At 61.3% G+C, this 19,569-nt stretch carries 12 protein-coding genes; 1 reads left to right on the forward strand and 11 read right to left on the reverse strand.

Going from position 1 to position 19,569, the window contains the following annotated elements; all coding sequences use genetic code 11:
* Positions 1-81 precede the first annotated feature (81 nt).
* From ACODTY_RS04945 to ACODTY_RS04970, 6 genes are all read right to left on the reverse strand, one after another.
* Positions 82-474, reverse strand: coding sequence for a GFA family protein (locus tag ACODTY_RS04945; protein ID WP_488993179.1), 393 nt, complete (start codon positions 472-474; stop codon positions 82-84).
* A 66-nt stretch (positions 475-540) separates the two neighbouring features.
* Positions 541-1,149 carry a class I SAM-dependent methyltransferase gene (locus ACODTY_RS04950; protein WP_488993180.1) on the reverse strand — a complete coding sequence of 203 codons (609 nt, stop codon included), beginning with the start codon at positions 1,147-1,149 and terminating at the stop codon, positions 541-543.
* Between the two features lie 61 nt (positions 1,150-1,210).
* A complete protein-coding gene (locus tag ACODTY_RS04955; RefSeq protein ID WP_488993181.1) occupies positions 1,211-1,897 on the reverse strand; it encodes a D-lyxose/D-mannose family sugar isomerase in 687 nt (228 codons plus the stop codon).
* 57 nt (positions 1,898-1,954) lie between these two features.
* Positions 1,955-2,710: a heme ABC transporter permease gene (locus tag ACODTY_RS04960; protein WP_488993182.1), complete on the reverse strand. Its 756-nt coding sequence runs from the start codon at positions 2,708-2,710 to the stop codon at positions 1,955-1,957.
* Between the two features lie 73 nt (positions 2,711-2,783).
* Positions 2,784-4,565, reverse strand: coding sequence for a glucan ABC transporter ATP-binding protein/ permease (locus tag ACODTY_RS04965; protein WP_488993183.1), 1,782 nt, complete (start codon positions 4,563-4,565; stop codon positions 2,784-2,786).
* Positions 4,566-4,818: 253 nt separating this feature from the next.
* Positions 4,819-13,374: a glycoside hydrolase family 94 protein gene (locus tag ACODTY_RS04970; protein WP_488993184.1), complete on the reverse strand. Its 8,556-nt coding sequence runs from the start codon at positions 13,372-13,374 to the stop codon at positions 4,819-4,821.
* Between ACODTY_RS04970 and ACODTY_RS04975 the strand changes: the two genes are divergently transcribed.
* Positions 13,335-13,478 carry a hypothetical protein gene (locus tag ACODTY_RS04975; RefSeq protein ID WP_488993387.1) on the forward strand — a complete coding sequence of 48 codons (144 nt, stop codon included), beginning with the start codon at positions 13,335-13,337 and terminating at the stop codon, positions 13,476-13,478. The two genes, ACODTY_RS04970 and ACODTY_RS04975, sit on opposite strands and share 40 nt — an antisense overlap.
* Positions 13,479-13,653: 175 nt before the next feature.
* Here ACODTY_RS04975 and ACODTY_RS04980 read toward each other — a convergent pair whose 3' ends face one another.
* The 5 genes from ACODTY_RS04980 to hutI are packed head-to-tail and all read right to left on the reverse strand — an operon-like array spanning position 13,654 to position 19,545.
* A complete protein-coding gene (locus tag ACODTY_RS04980) occupies positions 13,654-14,241 on the reverse strand; it encodes a HutD/Ves family protein (protein ID WP_488993185.1) in 588 nt (195 codons plus the stop codon).
* Between the two features lie 4 nt (positions 14,242-14,245).
* The gene (hutU, locus tag ACODTY_RS04985) at positions 14,246-15,922 is read right to left on the reverse strand and encodes a urocanate hydratase (RefSeq protein ID WP_488993186.1); all 1,677 of its coding nucleotides are present in this window, start codon (positions 15,920-15,922) and stop codon (positions 14,246-14,248) included.
* Positions 15,923-15,947: 25 nt separating this feature from the next.
* Positions 15,948-16,766, reverse strand: a complete 819-nt coding sequence (gene hutG, locus ACODTY_RS04990; protein WP_488993187.1) for an N-formylglutamate deformylase — start codon at positions 16,764-16,766, stop codon at positions 15,948-15,950.
* On the reverse strand, positions 16,763-18,307 hold the full coding sequence (hutH, locus tag ACODTY_RS04995; RefSeq protein ID WP_488993188.1) for a histidine ammonia-lyase: 1,545 nt from the start codon (positions 18,305-18,307) through the stop codon (positions 16,763-16,765). Before hutH ends, hutG begins: the two co-directional genes overlap by 4 nt.
* A complete protein-coding gene (gene hutI, locus ACODTY_RS05000) occupies positions 18,304-19,545 on the reverse strand; it encodes an imidazolonepropionase (protein ID WP_488993189.1) in 1,242 nt (413 codons plus the stop codon). The genes hutH and hutI overlap by 4 nt, the downstream gene beginning before the upstream one ends.
* Between the last annotated feature and the right edge of the window lie 24 nt (positions 19,546-19,569).

The raw sequence follows: 19,569 nt of genomic DNA on the forward strand, positions 1-19,569 counted from the left end.
GATCGCGTTAGCTTCGCCAGGCTGCCGGTCGCACTTCAGCGAGAACTCACAGCGCCGGCACCGTTCTATCTGCTCAACTGCCTACTCCTCTGTGCGCCCTGACGCGTCGCGGTCGCGATCATAATGTCTCGCCAGTGGAAATGGCGGCAGCCAGGACTCTCGCCTGATGGTCCATAGCTCGTAGGTTGGCTTCAATTGGTCGGGCTCGTCCAGCGAGCCGAGGTTCACCTCGATTTCGTCTTCGCTGCGTCCAAAGACCGACGAGCCGCACATCGGGCAGAAATGGCGTCCTTTATATTGGTGCGTCTCGCCGTCCACCTTGACCGCGCTCTCAGGGAAAATTGCCGAAGCGTGAAACAAGGCTCCGTGGTGCTTACGGCAATCGAGGCAATGGCAAATGCCGACCCTGTACGGCTTTCCATACGCTACAAATCGGACACTGCCGCACTGACAGCCGCCTGCAAATCGGTCCATGCGTGGCTCCTCCAAATCAGCTCGGCGTGTCTACAATGAACTGTCGTCGGGCATCTCGGAAGACCGCTATCCGTCTTTCCTGAATGCAAGCCACGTCCAGCAAACGCCAGCAGCGCGATTTTCAGGCTGGATGGAGTCGGCCTTCAATTGGCGAACAATATCGAAGCCCGAGCGTTTGGCCGCTGCAATAGTGCATTCAGGCGATATGGGGAAAACGCGCCTGCCCGGTGCTCCCGGCCCATGACGCAGCGACATGATCAGAAGGCCATTGTCCGCAGCGATATGGCCTAAAGCGGCCATTGCGACTTGCCGCGCATCCTCTTCTATGTGTTGCCATACGCCGCACAACAGGATCATGCCAAACGGTTCTTGGGATTGCAGCTTTGCCAGTTCGGGAAGCCTGTCGTCCAACCATGTTATGTTGGCCGACCTATGTCGCCCCGCGCCCGCTTCACGCAGCTCACGAACCGGCTCAACTGCGACAACCGTGTGGCCACGATCAGCCAGCCACGCAGCGTCCCTGCCCGTTCCCGCGCCTATGTCTGCAACTCGCACCGGTGATTTCGACATGAGGTCCAGGACGGGCGCGTAGAGCTTCTCGAAGTCGAATGATTCATACCGCTCAATCAGCGAAGGCGTGGCGGCGGACGCATATCCTTCCAGAATATCGTCCATCTAAGCTCGCGCGGTCAGCGGTTGTGATTTTCAGGGTAGTCCGGACGGGGCGGTAAGTTCCCTATCCGACCCAGCGCTCGTAGTCCGACACCAACAGGTGCAGCGGTGCGGTATCTTCCTCGACATCGGAAAAACGGCCAATCGGCTCCCTGAAGATGTTGTCGGTCAGGTCGTCATTGACAGTCGAGACCTCACCGATCAGCACGTCCTTGCCCTCGCCCCAGAACGCATGCCAGACGCCGGGCAAAAGCGTCACGCTTTCGCCTGGATCGAGCTTCAGCAGACCGCCCGCCGGCAGCTTGCGGATCGTGCCGTCCACTGGCACCGAAACCTCCGCTTTCGGATCGATGCCGCCTTCCGCATCCGGCATGAACAGTTCTAGCACCAGCTTGCCGCCGCCGCGGTTGATGATGTCCTCAGCCTTGATGGCATGCCTGTGCATCGGGGAAAGCTGATCCTTGCGCGAGATCATGATTTTCTCGGCATAGAGCATGCCGGCGCCTTTCTTCATGTCTTCGAAGCGACCGTTGCGCACGGTAAACAGGAAAAGGCCCAGATCGTCGAACTTGCCCTGCCCGTAGTCCGTGATATCCCAGCCTAGCCGCGCGTCGAAGATACCGGATGAGCTTTGCCGGCGTTCCTTCATCTGCTCCGGCGTCCAGTAGGCAAATGGCGGCATGATGTAGCCGAAGGAGCGGATGAACGCGTCCGCATCGCGGATGATGGAGTTGATCGTCGATCGTTTCATGAGTGCTTCCGCGCCTTCGCCAGAGTTCGGACGGCTACAAAAAAGTGAAATTCTATCTCAGGCGTCGCTGTTGCGGGCGGCCAGCCTGCGCATTGAGGCAATGCGGCGCCGGCTGATCTCGGTACGCATTGCAGTCAGGTGCAGTGCAAAGAAGAGAACGGTGAAGCCTAGCGCCATGATCAGCAGCGGCCACAGCATGCTTGGATCGATGGTCGGTCCACCCATGCGCAAGACCGAGGCCGGCTGATGCAGGGTGTTCCACCACTCGACCGAGAATTTGATGATCGGGATGTTGATGAAGCCGACAAGCGTGATGATTGCGGCCGCCCATGCGGAGCGGCTGACATCGTCCAGCGCGCGGGTCAGCGCAATGATGCCGAGATACATGAGGAACAGCACAAAAACCGAAGTCAGGCGCGCGTCCCACACCCACCAGGTGCCCCACATCGGTTTGCCCCAGATCGAACCGGTGATGAGCGCAAGCGCGGTAAAGGCAGCCCCTATCGGCGCTGCCGACTTCAGAGCGACGTCGGCCAGCGGATGGCGCCAGACCAGCGTACCGAGCGCGGAAACAGCCATCAGGCCGTAGCACATCATCGCCAGCCACGCGAACGGCACATGGATATACATGATGCGCACCGTCGATCCCTGCTGATAGTCCTCAGGTGCTGCAAAGCTCATATAGAGGCCGGCGACCAGCAGCAGGCAGGCTAAACCTGACAGCCAAGGCACGATCCGGTCAGCAAACGCGACGAAGCGTGTGGGATTGGCGAGGTCGATCCAGTTTGCGAAGCGCGTACGTGTATTGCTCATGGTCCCTTGCTTAATAGACCCAGCATGGGATTCGAGCAATCAGCGGGCGGGAACTTTCCCGATCACAAGCCTGTCAGGCGGCAGCGTCTTCCGTGACCGAAGAAATGCGGCTGAGGCGACGAACTTCCTCGTCATTGAGCAAGCCGCCGGCGCGCAGCAGCGCGGCAAAGCGGCCATTGCGCAGGGAAAGCTCGGCAAAGCCGCCCATCTCGACCACCCTGCCCTTGTCCATGAACACGACGAGGTCGGCGTCGCGCACTGTGGTCAGGCGGTGAGCGATGATGAAGGTGGTGCGGTCACGACGCAGATCATCGATCGCCTGCTTGACGCGATCTTCGGTCTCGACGTCGAGCGCGCTCGTCGCTTCGTCCAGAACAAGGATCGGCGCATTCTTGAGCACGGCGCGCGCAATGGCGATGCGCTGGCGCTCGCCGCCGGACAACTGCCCGCCGCGCTCGCCCACGACCGTGTTGTAGCCGCCGCACTTCGACAGGATAAAATCCTGCGCAACCGCGGCGTCTGCCGCCGCGTGGATCTCGTCATAGGTCGCTTCCGCTCTGCCGATGCGGATATTGTCCTCGATCGACCGGTTAAGCAGCCCGGCATCCTGGAACACGGTCGCAATCGAATGGCGCAGCGAGCGGCTGGTCACGGTGCGCGTATCGACGCCATCGATAAGGATGCGGCCACGCTGCGGCGTGAACACGCGCTGCAGCAGGTTGATGAGCGTCGTCTTGCCGGCACCTGTCGGCCCCACGATCGCAACAGTCTGGCCAGCATGAACCTCGAACGAGACTTCATCGACGCCCTGCCCGGAATTTGCGAACTCGAAGCCGACGTTTTCAAAACGCACATGGCCGGTAATTCCGCCAAGCTCGCGCAAGCCCGCAGGTTCCGAAACCTCGCGGGAGGAATCTTCCATGCGATAGAAATCCTCAAGCTTCGCCCGCGCCTCGGAAATCTGGTTCACGAAAGCGGAAATCTGGTCGAGCTTCGAAATGAGGAGCGTCGCGAAACCGGTGAAGGCAATGACATCGCCGATGCGCAACTGCCCGCGCATAACGAGGTAGGAGCCGATCAGCAACACCACCATCATCGAGATCGTGGACGAAAGCCTGTGCAACGCGCTTGCAAGTGCCCACCAGTCCAGCACCGGATACTGGGCATTCAACAGGTTGCGCACGTAGCGCTTCAACGCCTCGGTCTCGTGACCGATGCGGTTGTAGCTCTGCAGAACGGCGACATTGCTGACGGAGTCAGTCACATGGGCGAACACCGTGTGATAGTGCTGCTCTACGCTCGCCTGCCCTTGCTTGGTCTTGCGCATGACCAGCCGACCAATGCAGAAATACAGCGCACCGAGAACCAACAGCACCATCGACATGCGCAGGTCCAGCGTCAGAGCGGTCGGAACCAGCAGCATCAGCGCCACCGCCGTCGAAAGGTGCTGGCGCATGAATTCCAGCCACAGGCTGAAAAGGGACTCTACCGCACGCAGAAGCGTATGCAGCGAATTGGAGGTTCCGCGCTCATGATGCCAGGCAAGCGGCATTGTGATCACGCGCTCGAAAGACTCGCAAAGCACATCGCTGCGCAGCCGATGCGCGAAACGGTCGGCGCCCCGCGCGACCAGCACGAAAGCAACGATGTTGAATGCTCCCAGCCCTGCCCACATGACGAGGGCCGGAACCACATTCATGTGTTCCGAGATGGAATCGATGACCCGGCCGAACAGGATGGGCTCAAGGATTGCGACGATTGCCAGGGTGACGTTGGCGCCGCAGATCAGGGCAACCCGCTTCTTGTCGGCGGCAAGATAGCCGAGAGCACGCCAGTAGACTTGCAGAAGGGACACTCGCTTACTCCGCGAAATCGCTCATTGTGCAATGCACCATTTCCGAAACACGTATCGATCGATGCGCCGCAAAACAATGCCTCCATATCCCTTCGGTTCCGATTTCGCGAACAAAAGATGGCTACGGACAGAAATCTGGCGTGATCACCTAACGGTTTGAGAAAAAAGGTGAAATGCCCATCATGCGGCAAAATAATGGCAGCGGCGCGCCGCTGCCACAATTTTAGTCACATTTGATGAGGAGCCCGTGAACTCACGATGGAATACGGACCACGATCTCCATCTCCGCGGCCTTGCCCACGTCGAACGATGTGCCTTTCACCTTGGCGCCGTCCACCTCGAGCGAGACGGTTTTGGCGCCCTTCGTTCGCACGACACGGATCTTCTGGCGAGAGCCCAACATGTTGAGTGTCGCCGTATAGCCATCCCAATGGCTTGGGATACGTGGGTTTACTTCAACGCGCGTGCCGTGCCGCTGTATGCCCAAGATCGCCTCGACTGCGGCACGATAGAGCCATCCGGCAGAGCCCGTGTACCACGTCCAGCCGCCTCGCCCGCCTTTGTCGCCGGAGTAGATATCGGCCGCCACCACATAAGGCTCGACGCGGTAGTGCTCGGCCATTGCCTCGTCTGTCGAATGCATGGCGGGGTTGAGCATGGAGAAGCAGCGATAGGCATCGTCAACGCGCCCCATTTCTGCGAGCGCGATCACGAACCACGTCGCGGCATGGGTGTATTGGCCGCCGTTCTCACGCACGCCGGGCGGATAGCTCTTGATATACCCCGGGTCCTTATCGGTCTTCGAGAAGGGTGGCGTGAACAGTTTCACGATCTTCAACTCGTCGTCTACAAGCAGATCGAGAGCCTGATCCATCGCCGTCTTCGAACGGGCCGGATCGCCCTCGCCCGAAAGTACGCTCCACGATTGCGCAATGGAGTCGATCTTGCATTCCTCGGAGCTTCTCGATCCAAGCGGTGTGCCATCGTCGAAGCTGCCGCGCCGATACCACTGACCATCCCAGGCGGTGTTTTCCAAGGCGCGCTTCAGCACGCTCGCGTGTTTCTGCCAGGCTTGGGCATGCTTGGTGTCGCCTTCGGCCTTGGCAACGGCTGCGAAGTCGCCGAGCGTCTTCAGCAGGAACCAGCCCAGCCAAACACTCTCGCCCTTGCCCTCGTCGCCAACGCTGTTCATGCCGTCGTTCCAGTCGCCGCCAAGGATCAACGGCAGGCCGCTTGCACTGCTGCGTTTGATGGCGAGATCGAGTGCGCGGGCACAGTGCTCATAAAGCGGCACCGTGGTCTTGGTCGGTTCCGGCGTGAAGAAAGCGTCGTGCTCGCCTTCGGCAAGCTGCTCGCCATCGATGAACGGCAGGCTTTCCTTGAGGATGGTGCGGTCACCCGTCACGGCGATGTAGTAGGCAACGGCGTAGGCCAACCACACGACATCGTCCGAAATCATCGTGCGCACCCCTGCCCCGGTGCGCGGCAGCCACCAGTGCTGCACGTCGCCTTCCGGGAACTGCCGCCGGGCGGCATTCAGGATCTGGTCCCTAGCAAGGCTCGGATCGTGTGCCAAAAGCGCAAGCGTGTCCTGCAACTGGTCGCGGAAGCCGAATGCGCCGCTTGCCTGATAGAATGCCGAGCGGGCGCGGATGCGGCAGGCTACGCTCTGGTATGGCAGCCAGTGGTTGACCATGGCATCCAGCGACTTGTCCGGTGTCTCCACCTGAATGGTGTCGAGGAAGCCGCGCCAGGTAGCCTCGTTGTCCGCAAGCCTTTTGTCGAAGTCCTTGTCGCGGTGTCGCTTGATAAGTTCAGAAGCCTCATCGGCCGATGCGGCATCGCCGAGAAGCCATATCAGCGTGACGTCACCATTGGCCGGCACTTCGATATCACGAGCGATCGCGGCACAAGGGTCGTCCCCAGCCTCGACCCGCCCCGACAATGCCGCGCCTGCCATAACCGCATAGGGCTCCACGGTCGTGCCGCCGGAGCCAAGGAATTCCTGCCTGTCTGCGGTTACCGATTGAGGCTTGGCATCGCTGGCCAGGAACGCAACGCGCCCGCCAAAATCCAGATTGTACGGATTGGTGGCGAAAAGCGCGCCGGTCGCGGCGTCCTGCGATGGAACGATGGTGCCGGCAGTGCGGGAACGGTGTGTCCCCAGAACCCATTCTGCATAAGCGTAGATGCGCAGCCGCACGGCACTTGAGCCGGAATTCTGGATACGAAGTCTCGAGAGCTTGATAGGATCGACCGGATCGACGATGTGGGTCAGGTCCATGGACAAGGGCCCACGCTGCGACCGGAAAGTCGAGAAGCCCTGTCCGTGCCATGCTTCATAGGTCATGGAAGGATCGCGGACCACGGCCGCCATCGGCGAGAACGCCCTGCCGCTCGAATGATCGTAGATATAGATGCCCTCGCCCGGCCGGTTGGTCACCGGGTCGTTCGACCACGGCGTCAACTGGTAGTCGCGGCTGTTGCGGCTCCACGTAAAGGCAGCCCCTTCGGCCGAGGTATGGAAACCGAAGCTTTCATTGGAAATGACGTTGATCCACGGTTGCGGCGTGGTCTTGTTGCCGGTCAAACGCACGACATAGTGGCGTCCGTCATCGTTGAATCCGCCAAAACCGTTCCAGTTTGAAAGGCCGTTTCCGTCAGCCGGAATGTCTCGCGAGAGCGAGGACGTGCCGGATGAAGTCGTTGCAAGGTCGCGGGAAATGGCTGGTTTTCCTGCACGAAGCGCATCCCGCGCCTGCAGCGCCGTTGTCTCGGCGCGCTCGATCTGGTCGGCGATCTTGCCATTGCGCGTGTGCAGGACCACTCGCGCCGAGGCAAGCAACGTCCGGTAGGTCGGCTCGTCCATCAAATCCCGTCGAACGGCGAAGATGTGCTGGCGAGGGCCGAGTTCCGTACCACGCAGACGGCTATTTTCACACAATGAATCAATAGCTTGTTGTAGGTCCTGAACGTAGGAAGATGCCTGCTCGTTCACGATGACGAGGTCTGCCATCATACCGCGGGCGCGCATGTATTCCTGGAAGCGCAAGGCCTGCGCCACGATCTCAAGATCGGCCACGTCGTCGATGCGCAGCGCGAAGATCGGGTAGTCGCCGGAAATGCTGGTTGGCCACAGGCTGGATTGCTTGCCGAGGCCGGAGATGATCGCCTCGGAAGGCAGGCGCAAATTGGAATCCGGGTAGATCAGATAGCGCGCAAGCTGCTGCCCAATAGCAGCGTCTGCAAGGCTCAGCCCCAGGTGCCGGGTCTGCACTTGCGAACGCGTCCAGGCCAGCATCGCTTGCCTGGCGAAACTTTCCGGATGATCGAGCCGGTTTACCGCATCCTCGAGTTCAGTCCGGTTCGCACCGACGCAAGTCCAGAACGTCAGCGAGATCTTCTTGTTGGCTGGTACGCGAACCCGGCGGCGCAACGCCGCGATCGGGTCAAGCGTAAAGCCGGTGCTGCCGCTCAGGCGAACGCCGGTATCCATCGCCGCAGGGTTGGCAATGGTGCGGCCGCGTCCGATGAACGCGCGCCGATCGGTTTCTGCTTCAGTGTCCCGTGCCAAACCTGATGGATCGGTGACGAAATGAACGGCCGCGAAATCCGGCTCCTTCTGGTCGCGCTTGCGGCGCGTGGCAAAGATTGCGCCGTTGTTCGGCGCAATCTCTGTTTCGATGAACATTTTTGAAAACGCCGGATGGGCGTTGTCGGCAGCTTCGGACCCCAGCACCAGTTCGGCGAAAGACGTCACCTCGATATGCCTGTCGGTCGCGCCGTCATTATAGAGCGTGACGCGCCTGCCCTCGCCATTGCCTTCGGAAATGACGATGCATTCGACCTCCGAACGTAGCGAGCGCACGGTCTTGATGAAGCTTGCCTTGTCGTCGGAGAAAAGGGTCTGCGCCACCTCGCCGGGAGCCTGTTTCGGCTCGACGGTCGCCGACCACCAGTCTCCAGTATCGGCATCGCGCAGGAAGATATAAGAGCCCAGCCGGTCCTCTGTCGGATCGGGTTGCCAGCGCGTCACGGCGAGTTCGCCCAGGCGGCTAGATCCGGAACCGGTCGCAGCCAGCATCACCGAATAGTGGCCGTTCGACATCAGGCTGGTCGAGCGAAGCGCCCATGCCGGATCCAGGATAATGCGGGTATCGAGGCTTTGCGTTTCGGGTTCGTCCAGCGCCGGCCGTTCCTCGGCCTCCGTGCGTACGGTATCCGCGGGGATTTCGCGTGGCGCTTTTTCCTGCAGAAGCAGTTCGGCGGATTCGATGACCGGGTCGCTATGGAACCTGTCGCGCAGCCGGCCTTCAAATACCGCGTCGGCAACGGCAGCGATGGACATGCCCGAATGGTGCGCGAAATAGTTCAGGACCACGGCATGGTCCGAACCTTCCGGCACGCGCTGCGGCGTGAAATCCACCGAGTCGTAATAGCCATGCCGGCCCAAGGCACCGATGCCTTTCAACCGTCGAAGGTTTTCGACCGCTTCTCGCGGCATGAATTGCGCAGCCAGGATCGTCGCGTAGGGCGCGATCACCGTGTTCTGGCCAAGGCCGCGTTTCAGGCCAAGGCCCGGCACGCCGAAATTGGTGTATTGGTAGGTCAGTTCCCGGTCGCGGGCGTTGTAGGCCGCCTCTGAAATGCCCCACGGGATATTCTTCGAGCGCGCATATTGCATCTGCCGCTTGATGACGAGCTTGCTCGTCTGGTTGAGCAAGCTGCCGTGCGGCTCCTTCATGACCAGCGGCGGCATCAGGTATTCGAACATCGATCCCGACCACGAGATCAGCGCGCCACGAAAGCCAATCTCCACGATCGGCCGTCCGAGCTTGAACCAGTGTTCGGTCGGCAGGTCGCCCTTGGCGATGGCGAAAAGGCTGGTCAGGCGTGCTTCCGACGCCAGCAGGTCGTAGCAGCTTTCGTCAAGCTGGTGTTCCTCCACCCGGTAGCCGATGGAGAGCAGCTTGCGCTCCGTGCGCATCAGGAACGAAAAGTCCATCTCGAAGGCAAAGCGGCGGGTGCGCTCGCGCAGTTTCTGCAATCTGCCGCGCAGCAGTTCCACGGCCTTTTCGTCGCTGTGCGAGTCATGAACGTGCGCTTCGCAAGTCGCCTCCAGCCGCGCCGCCCAATCGACGATGATGTCGCTTTGTGTCGAGCCGACCTCGGTGTGGATCGCAGCCGCCAGCTTGCGGATTTCACCGGCAAGCACCGAAAGGTTGATGGTGCGGATGGACGCCATCTCAGGCTGCGCCTTGATGGTGCGAACGGCGCGCTCCATTCCGTCGAGTCGGTCCGCCAGCCTTTGCCGCAACGGGCGCAACTGGCGGCGGTCGTCGGGCAATTCATCGAGGCTTTCCGAAAGGATCGCGACAACGTCGAGCACGCCTCCGAAATCGCCCTGCAGATGCACCGAGGGGGCCTCTGCCCATTCAGCGCAGGTCGCGGCAACCGCAACCAGATGGCCGGCCAGATTGCCGCTGTCGACGCTTGAAATATAGAGCGGATGCAGCGGCTTCAGCGTCTTGGTGTCGTACCAGTTGAACAGATGCCCGCGATTGCGCGGCATGTTCTCGATCGTCGTCATCGTCATTTCGATGCGATTGATGGTATCGGCGAGGCTGATCCAGCCGAAATCGCGCGCGGAGACAACCGACAACAGGTAGACGCCGATATTGGTTGGCGAGGTGCGCGGCGCCACGACCGGAGCCGGGCTTTCCTGGAAATTGTCCGGCGGCAGGTCGTGGTGTTCGTCGGTAACGAAGTTCTCGAAATAGTGCCAGGTGCGGCGCGCCGCGATACGCAAGGCATGCATGTCGCGCGCTGACAGGTGCAGGCGGTCCTCGGTTTCCGCCGAGCGGCTGATGACCCAGGCGAATGCGGGCGAGCCGATCCAGAACAGGGCGAAGAAGAAGGCGACGAACGCACCCGTCGAGTCATCGAAAACCGGAATGGCGAGGCCAACGACGCCGACGATGACCGCGCCGTACATCGAACTGTAGTAGGAGCCGAGGTCGTTGCCGCCGCCCTTGTGGGCCTGCGAGGCAGTACGCCATTCAAGCAGGTTCTTGCGGCTTACGAACAGCCGGTAGAGCGTGCGCACCACCGCATCGCCCATCATCCAGGCGGTATGCGCCATCAACACGATCTTCAGCGCCACCAGCGCTGTCCCGAACGCAACGTCGTGCGCCAGCGCGGAGAAATGGCCGCGCGGCGTCGCATCGCGGTTCTTGGGCAGGATCGCGTTGACGATATCGAAGGTCGGCGCCATGAACAGGCTGAGGATCAAAAGCGCCTGCCATTGCGCCGCTTGCGTGAACGGCAGCAAGGTCCAGCCGGCAATGGCAGCCATCACCCAGAAGATCGGCGTCAGAGTCCGGCGCAGATTGTCGACCATCTTCCAGCGCGACAGTGCCGGCACGCCGGACCGCGGATCGAGGATGAAGTTCAGCAACTGCCAGTCGCCGCGAGCCCAGCGATGCTGGCGCGAGGCATCGACCGAATAGCGGGTCGGATAATCCTCGACCAGTTCGACATCGGTCACCAGCGCCGAACGCGCCAGCGATCCCTCGATCAGGTCGTGGCTAAGGATGGTGTTTTCCTCGAAGCGGTCCTTCAACGCCGCCTCGAAAGCATCGATGTGGTAAAGCCCCTTGCCGGTGAAGGAGCCCGCTCCAAACACGTCCTGATAAAGGTCGGACACGGCAAAGACATATGGATCAAGGCCGCGGTTCGCCGAGAACACCCGTTGGAAGAACGAGGCTTCATCGCCCGTCGTCAGCGAGGGCGTGATGCGCGGTTGCAGGATGGTGTAGCCAGCAGAAACTCTCCGCTTCGAAGCATCGAAATGCGGCAGGTTGAGCGGGTGGCAAAGCTTGCCGATCAGCTTGGCAATGGCATCGCGCGTCGTGCGCGTGTCTGCATCCAGCGTCATTACATAGACGACGTTTTCGGGCAGCGGCGCATCGAGCGGCATGAACGTGGTGTCGCTGTCGCCGCGCAACAACAGATTCAGCTCGTGCAGCTTGCCGCGCTTGCGCTCCCAACCCATCCATTTGCCCTGCCCCGGGTTAAACAGCCGGCGTCGGTGCAACAGGTGGAAACGGGCCACGCCCTGCGACGGGTAGCGCTGGTTCAGCTTGCCTATCTGCGCGCGCGCGAAATCGAGGATTTCCATGTCGCCCGACGCAATCTCGCTATTGCTGTCCGGCCAGTCCGACAGCAAGGCGAAGTAGAGTTCATCCGAGGTATTAGCGAGGTAGTGGACCTCGATGTTGCGGATATTTTCTTCGACATCGTCGCGCGAGCCGATCAGCGAGGGTACGACAACGAGCGTGCGTGCACCTGCCGGAATGCCGTCCTTGTATTCGTAGCCGATTAGCCGCGTCGGCTTTAGGAACAACAGCACGACCGTGTTGAAGAATGCCAACGCGCCTTCGCTTGCCGGCACTGCGAACAGCACCAGCATCAAGGCGATGGCCGCAACGGGCAGGCCAAGTGCTGCCAGAGCGTTACCGGTCACATAGAGAAGCAGTGCCGTAAGCGCAAAAACGGGGACGAAAATGCCCAGCCACCCTGTCTTGCGAAACGCTCTCTTCAGCCATTGGCCGAAGCCTGGACGATATCCGATGGCGCTTTCCAGTTCCGCCCGGTGCGGGCCGACCAGATAGAAGCCGACGTCGGTAGACGTCTCCTGACCGGCTGTGGAGGCGGTTGCGTGAGGCGAGTATTTGGCCATGTCCGTGGCGGTTTCAGCCACGCTGTATTCCGATTTGTCGGACCGTCGCGCGAGTTCCTCGATTGCCGTGCGATATTGGTCGCGTGAAGCGAAGTCGAGCGCAGCGAAGTCGGTGCGCTCGCGCAACAGCACGTCGATCTTGCTGACGTCCTCGAACCAGACGGTCCAGTCGACGTCGTTGATCAAGCGCAGGCCGCGAATGATGTTGCCGGTGGTGACGTTGCCGCTCGACAAAGTCTGGTGTTCGGCAATGATGATTTCTTCGGCGTCCGAGCCGGATTTTTCCAACTCACCTTCCAGCCATTCCAGCGCCCTGCCCGCATTTTGCGAGCCGTCGCGCAAGCGATAGAGAAGCTGGGTCGCGAAAGTAGTGTCCTGCGCATGGGCGCCGTACTTGGCGAGAAGGTCCTGGCGCGCGCCGCCGTCGGCGGAAGCCAGCACGCGGTCCGCCACTTCATTGGCAACGAGACGCATGTCGCGCGCCCTGCTGACGCGCACGGCCAGCCGCCGCAGGTTCTCCACAAGCACGAAGCGCAACAGCGACGGCAGAGCCCATAGCTCGCCGATCTTCATCGGCTCCACGGATTGAAAGCCCTCTACGATCGACTTGAACATATGCGCCGAGACTGAACTGTCGGAATGCGCGACATAGGCCCATGCGAGGACCAGCGCCCGCGGCACGCTGGTGCCATCGGGCAGCTTCAGCGTTGGCAGTTGCCGGTAGAAGCGGCGCGGCAGGTCGCGCTTGATCTGGTAGATCGTCTCTTCGACCAGGTAATTGTTGTCGAGCAGCCATTGCGCGGCCGGCGTAATCGTTTCACCCTTGGCCTGCGCGGCATTGGTGGAGCGATAGACTTCGAGGATTTTCTTGGCGCTTTCGCGGATGCGTGCCTGGAAATCAAAGGTTGCAATGCCGGCAAAATCATCGACCATTCCCTTGGCGATGCTCTCACCAAGGACGCGCAGGCGGTCTTCCTGAAAAAATTGCGAACGGATCGGTGCTTCCGGAGCGGCTGGAAACATCGAGCTTGTTCGTTGCAAACGGTCTGGGGCGGTCTGAATATTCATTAAAAATCCATGCGGGCGGGAACGCGATTGCGACCTTGCGGCGCAATCGCGTTCATAAAACCGGTTCAAATGCGATTGGTTGCATCGCAGCAAAAGCCGAATGAGGTCGTATCAGCATCCTGACAGACAATAGCAGGCGTTGTCCCCCCGACAACCATTGAGCACGCGCTTTCTGCACGAACCGGGCGGATCGAAAGGAAAGGATTGGGGCTTTTTCGTGTTCGATGCAGCGTCAGGCGGGCTATTTCGCCCTATTGCAGTGACGCTTGGCTACAGGCGTTAATGATCGCCCGAGTTTTCGTGAATCCGGATCACAAAAAGTGTCGAGGCTTTGGGTGATTCAAGCCGTACGGGCGCATCGGCAGGCGTCAGGATGGCTGTATCGCGAGGGCCGAGCTGGATATGGCCCGAGGCGTCAACCTCAACACCCCCGTGAAGGCTGAACAGGAGAATGGTTTCGGCGCGGGGGTCGATATCCTTCACCCCGAAAAGTTCAATTCTTTCAACCGAATGACTGCAACGCCCTCGGCGCGTCATCACGTTGAGATCGACGATCGGACCGTCGATGAGGGTGGCATCGGTCGAAACGTCTGCCGGAAATGGCAACGGAGGCGATGCCTTGTCCAGCCTGGCAGGTGCCTTGTCTGCTATCGAGAGGATGATCCCCTCACCCTCCAGCACGGACAGCGTGCGATCGATACCGGCAAAAGACGAGAAAGGGCCGCCGCTTTCGACCTTGGCCATCGATATGCGCCAGTCAAAGTCGTCCAGCGCGGCACCGGCGGGCGAGACGATGATTTCCGTCGTCACGCCGCCGCCGTTCTTCCACGGCATCGAACGATAGCTGTTCGCGCGCAGAACCTGCATCTTGTCAGCCCAGTATGCCCGGCAGGTTGAGCTGATGCTCTTTTGCGCACTCGATGGCGATGTCGTAGCCGGCATCCGCGTGGCGCATGACGCCGGTCGCCGGATCGTTCCACAAAACGCGCTCGATTCGGCGTGCCGCGTCTTGCGAACCGTCACAGACGATGACCATGCCCGAGTGCTGGGAAAAGCCCATGCCAACGCCGCCGCCATGATGCAGCGACACCCATGTCGCGCCCGAAGCAGTGTTCAGAAGTGCATTGAGCAGCGGCCAGTCCGACACGGCGTCGGAGCCATCCTTCATCGCTTCTGTCTCGCGGTTGGGCGAAGCCACCGAACCGGAGTCCAGATGATCGCGACCGATCACAACCGGCGCCTTCAATTCACCCTTTGCGACCATTTCGTTGAAGGCAAGGCCGAGGCGGTGGCGGTCGCCCAGTCCAACCCAGCAGATGCGCGCCGGCAGGCCCTGGAAGTGGATGCGCTCCTTGGCCATGTCCAGCCAGTTGTGCAGGTGCTTGTTGTCGGGCAGCAGCTCCTTCACCTTGGCGTCGGTCTTGTAGATGTCTTCCGGATCGCCCGAAAGAGCAGCCCAACGGAACGGGCCGATGCCGCGGCAGAACAACGGGCGGATATAGGCCGGAACGAAGCCGGGGAAATCGAAGGCGTTCTCGACCCCCTCCTCCAGCGCCATCTGGCGGATGTTGTTGCCGTAGTCGACGGTCGGAATGCCCATCTTGTGGAAGTCGAGCATGGCGCGCACATGGGCAGCCATCGACTTCTTGGCTGCGCTCGTAACTGACTTCGGATCGCGCTCGCGCTTTGCTTCCCACTCGGCCACCGTCCAGCCTTGCGGCAGATAGCCGTTGACCGGATCGTGGGCGGACGTCTGGTCAGTCACCGCATCCGGCTTGACGCCACGCCTGACCAGTTCCGGGAAGATATCGGCGGCGTTGCCCAGCAGAGCAACGGAAATAGCCTTCTTTTCCTTGCAGGCCTTGTCGATGATCGCCAGCGCGTCGTCGAGGTCCTTGGCCTGGACGTCGACATAACCGGTCTTGAGGCGCATCTCGATTCGGCTTGGCTGGCATTCGACGGCAAGGCACGAAGCTCCGGCCATGGTTGCGGCTAGCGGTTGCGCACCGCCCATGCCGCCGAGGCCGGCTGTAAGGATCCAGCGGCCGGCAAGGCTGCCGTTGTAGTGCTGGCGGCCAAGCTCGACGAAGGTTTCGTAAGTGCCCTGCACGATGCCTTGCGATCCGATGTAGATCCATGAACCGGCGGTCATCTGGCCGTACATCATCAAGCCCTTCTTATCGAGGGCGTTGAAGTGGTCCCAATTGGCCCAGTGCGGCACGAGGTTGGAATTGGCGATCAGCACGCGCGGCGCGTCCTTGTGGGTGCGGAAGACGCCGACCGGCTTGCCGGACTGGACCAGCAACGTCTGGTCCTCTTCCAGTGTCCTCAGTGCAGCGACGATACGGTCGAAACTTTCCCAATCGCGCGCGGCGCGGCCGATGCCGCCATAGACAACCAGTTCACCCGGCTTTTCGGCAACCATCGGATCGAGGTTGTTCATGAGCATGCGCAATGGCGCTTCCGTCAGCCAGCTCTTGGCCGAAAGATCGGTGCCGGTGGCAGCGCGAATTACACGGGCATTGTCGATACGGGTGTGCGTGGTCATGGATGCCTCCGATAAAATGGGTTTCTCAGCCACGCGCCCAGGCAAGCGCGGCTTCGAGTATCTTGGTGAGTGTGGCGCGCATCGGCGCAGCGAATTCCGAATCGTAACGGGTCGGCCAGTTGGACGCATCGACGCGTCCGTTGGGCTCGAGCATGTAGCCCCGGCAGGCCAGTTCCATTTGAAGCGCGTGGACGCCGTCTTCGGGGCGGCCATGGTGGCGGGTGATCCAGCCGCCCTTGAAACGGCCGTTGACCACCGAAGGTCGCCCTGTCTCTGCCATGATGGCCGCGACGCCGTCCTGCAACTTTGCGTCGGCGCTCTTGCCGCTGTTGGTGCCGAGGTTGAACAGCGGCAAACGCCCTTCGAACAGCCGGGGAATTACCGAGCGGATCGAATGGCAATCGTAAAGCACGATGCGGGGATGCAGCGCACGCAGCCGCGCAATCTCCGCTTCAAGTGCAGCGTGATAGGGGTCGTAGTAGGTTGAGCGGCGTTGCGCGATTTCGGCCTCGTCCGGTTCCTGACCTGCCTTGTAGAGCCGGTCGCCGTCGAATGTCGTCGTCGGGCAAAGCTCGGTCGTCGCCTGCCCCGGATAGAGCGATGCTCCTGACGGATCGCGATTGACGTCGATCACCGTGCGCGAAATCGCGGTATGCACCACCGTCGCGCCGAGGTTCGCCGCAAAATCATAGAGCCTGTCGATCCACCAGTCGGCATCGCGCCGCGCCAGCCACGGCGAGACCAGCTTTTTGTCGAGGTCCGCCAGGTCTGTTCCGGTGTGTGGCATGCTGACCACCAGTGGCGCGTCACCGCGCCTGACGGTCAGCCAGTTCGGGTTGGTCATTGACGAGCCCCCGAAATCGTCGGCAGCGCAACCGAGCTTGCCGCCTTGATGACCGCTTCGCTGCGCACCATCGCAATCGCCTTTTCCATGTCGGGATGGAAATGGCGGTCGGTGTCGAGATGCGGCACCTCGGCGCGAACCAGTTTACGTACGGCTTCCAGCGGTCCACTCGATGCCAGCGGCTGGTGGAAATCGCAGCCCTGCGCAGCGGCCAGAAGTTCGATGCCGATGACAGCCGTCGCGTTCTCGATCATGCCGATCAGACGGCGTGCGCCATGTGCGGCCATCGAGACGTGGTCTTCCTGATTGGCCGAGGTCGGAATCGAATCCACACTTGCCGGATAGGCTTTCTGCTTGTTCTCCGAGACAAGTGCTGCCGCTGTTACCTGCGGGATCATGAAGCCGGAGTTGAGGCCGGGCTTCGGTGTCAGGAACGCCGGCATGCCCGACAGCGCCGGATCGACCAGCATGGCGATGCGCCGTTCCGAAAGCGAACCGATCTCGCACACGGCAAGCGCGATCATGTCGGCGGCGAATGCCACCGGCTCGGCGTGGAAATTGCCGCCTGAAAGCGCGGTATCGTCCTCAGCGAAGATCAGCGGGTTGTCGGTAACGCCATTGGCTTCCGTTTCAAGCGTGTCGGCTGCCTTGCGCAGAACATCGAGCGCGGCACCCATCACCTGCGGTTGGCAGCGCAGGCAATAAGGGTCCTGCACGCGTTCGTCGCCGACGCGGTGCGATTCACGGATCGCGCTTCCTGCCATCAGGTTGCGCAGTGTGTCGGCCGTTTCGATCTGTCCGCGATGCTTGCGCAAAAGATGGATACGCGGATCGAACGGTGCGTCGGAGCCGCGCGCGGCATCCGTCGAGAGCGCGCCAGCCACCAGAGCCGACTGGTAGAGCACTTCAGCCTCGAACAACCCGGCCAGCGCAAACGCCGTCGAGAACTGTGTGCCGTTAAGCAGCGCCAGCCCTTCCTTTGCGCCCAGCACCGCCGGTTCAAGCCCGTGCGATACGAACGCGACCTGTGCCGGAAACCGGCCATGCGGTGTGAAGCAGTCACCGACGCCGATCATCGCGGCGGTCATATGCGACAAGGGCGCGAGATCGCCCGATGCGCCGACCGACCCCTGCGACGGCACCACCGGGATGACATCGTTCGCCAGCATCGCCTCGAGCAACTCGACCGTCTTGGGGCGCACACCAGAAGCGCCCTGCGCGAGGCTGGCGAGCTTCAACGCCATCATCAGCCGCACCACGGCAACCGGCATAGGTTCGCCAACGCCGGCGGCATGAGACAGCACGATGTTGCGCTGCAGGGTTTCGAGGTCGGAAGCCGGTATGCGCACGCTGGCCAGCTTGCCGAAGCCCGTATTGATGCCATAGACCGGCTCGCCCTTGGCGATGATGCGCGCCACGGCCTGCGCGCTCGCCTCGATCTTCGGCTTGCAGGCCGGGTCGAGCTTCGGCACTGCGCCGCGATAGATCGCGCGCCAGTCGCCAAGCGTTGCACTGCCCGGTTTCAACATAAGTTCCGTCATTGTCCCCTCCAGATGCGCGCATGAAGCGGGTTGAACCCCATGCGATAAACGAGTTCCGCTGGCCGCTCGATGTCCCAGATGGCAAGATCGGCCCATTTGCCGGCTTCCAGCGTGCCGGTTTCGCCAAGCAGGCCGAGCGCCCTTGCCGCTTCGCGCGTCACGCCTGCAATGCATTCGTCAACCGTCATGCCAAACAGTGTCGCGGCCATGTTCATGGTCAGCAAAAGCGATGTCAGCGGCGAGGTGCCCGGATTGCTGTCGGTCGCCACCGCCATTTTCGTTCCATGAGCGCGGAACAGGTCGATTGGCGGCTTCTTCGTCTCGCGAATGAAATAATACGCTCCCGGCAGGATGACGGCCACCGTCCCCGCCTTGGCCATGGCGGCGGCGCCGGCCTCGTCGGTATACTCCAGATGGTCCGCCGACAGCGCGCCGTAGCGCGCCGCAAGTTCCGCGCCGTGCAGGTTCGAAAGCTGGTCAGCATGTAGCTTGACCGGAAGTCCGGCTGCCCTGGCAGCATCGAATACGCGCGTGATCTGATCCGGCGAGAAGGCGAGCCCTTCGCAAAACCCATCCACCGCGTCGGCCAGGCCTTCCGCCGCAATTGCAGGCAGCATGTCCTTCACGACGCTGTCGATATAGCCATCCTTATTGCCGGCAAATTCCGGCGGCAGCGCATGCGCGCCAAGGAAACTCGTCTTGACGGTAACCGCACGTTGCCCGCCAAGCCGGCGCGCAGCCCGCAGCGCCTTGGCTTCGTTGTCCCGGTCAAGGCCGTAGCCCGACTTGATTTCGACGGTTGTCACGCCTTCAGCCATCAAAGCGTCGAGGCGTGGCAGCGATTGCGCCACCAATTCGTCTTCGCTTGCGGCGCGCAGTGCCTTGACCGAAGACACGATGCCGCCCCCTGCCCGCGCAACTTCCTCATAGGTCGCACCGGCCAGCCGCATCTCGAATTCGTTGGCGCGGTTTCCCGCATAGACAAGGTGGGTGTGGCAGTCGATCAGGCCGGGCGTGATCCAGCGACCTTCACAATCGATCGTTTCCGCATGTGCCGGTGCAGCGGGCATCTCGGCTTCCGGACCGGCATAGACAATGCGCCCGTTGGCGACGGAGATTGCACCGTGCTCGATGATGCCAAGTCCGCTTGAAGATCCGGCCATGGTCGCCAGACGTGCATTTCGCCAGATAAGCGCATGCTCGCCTGATTTCTCCTTGCCGCTCATCATCTTTCCCATTTCTTTCCTCAGTCGTTATGTATA

The sequence above is a fragment of the Mesorhizobium sp. FG116 genome (assembly GCF_057809835.1).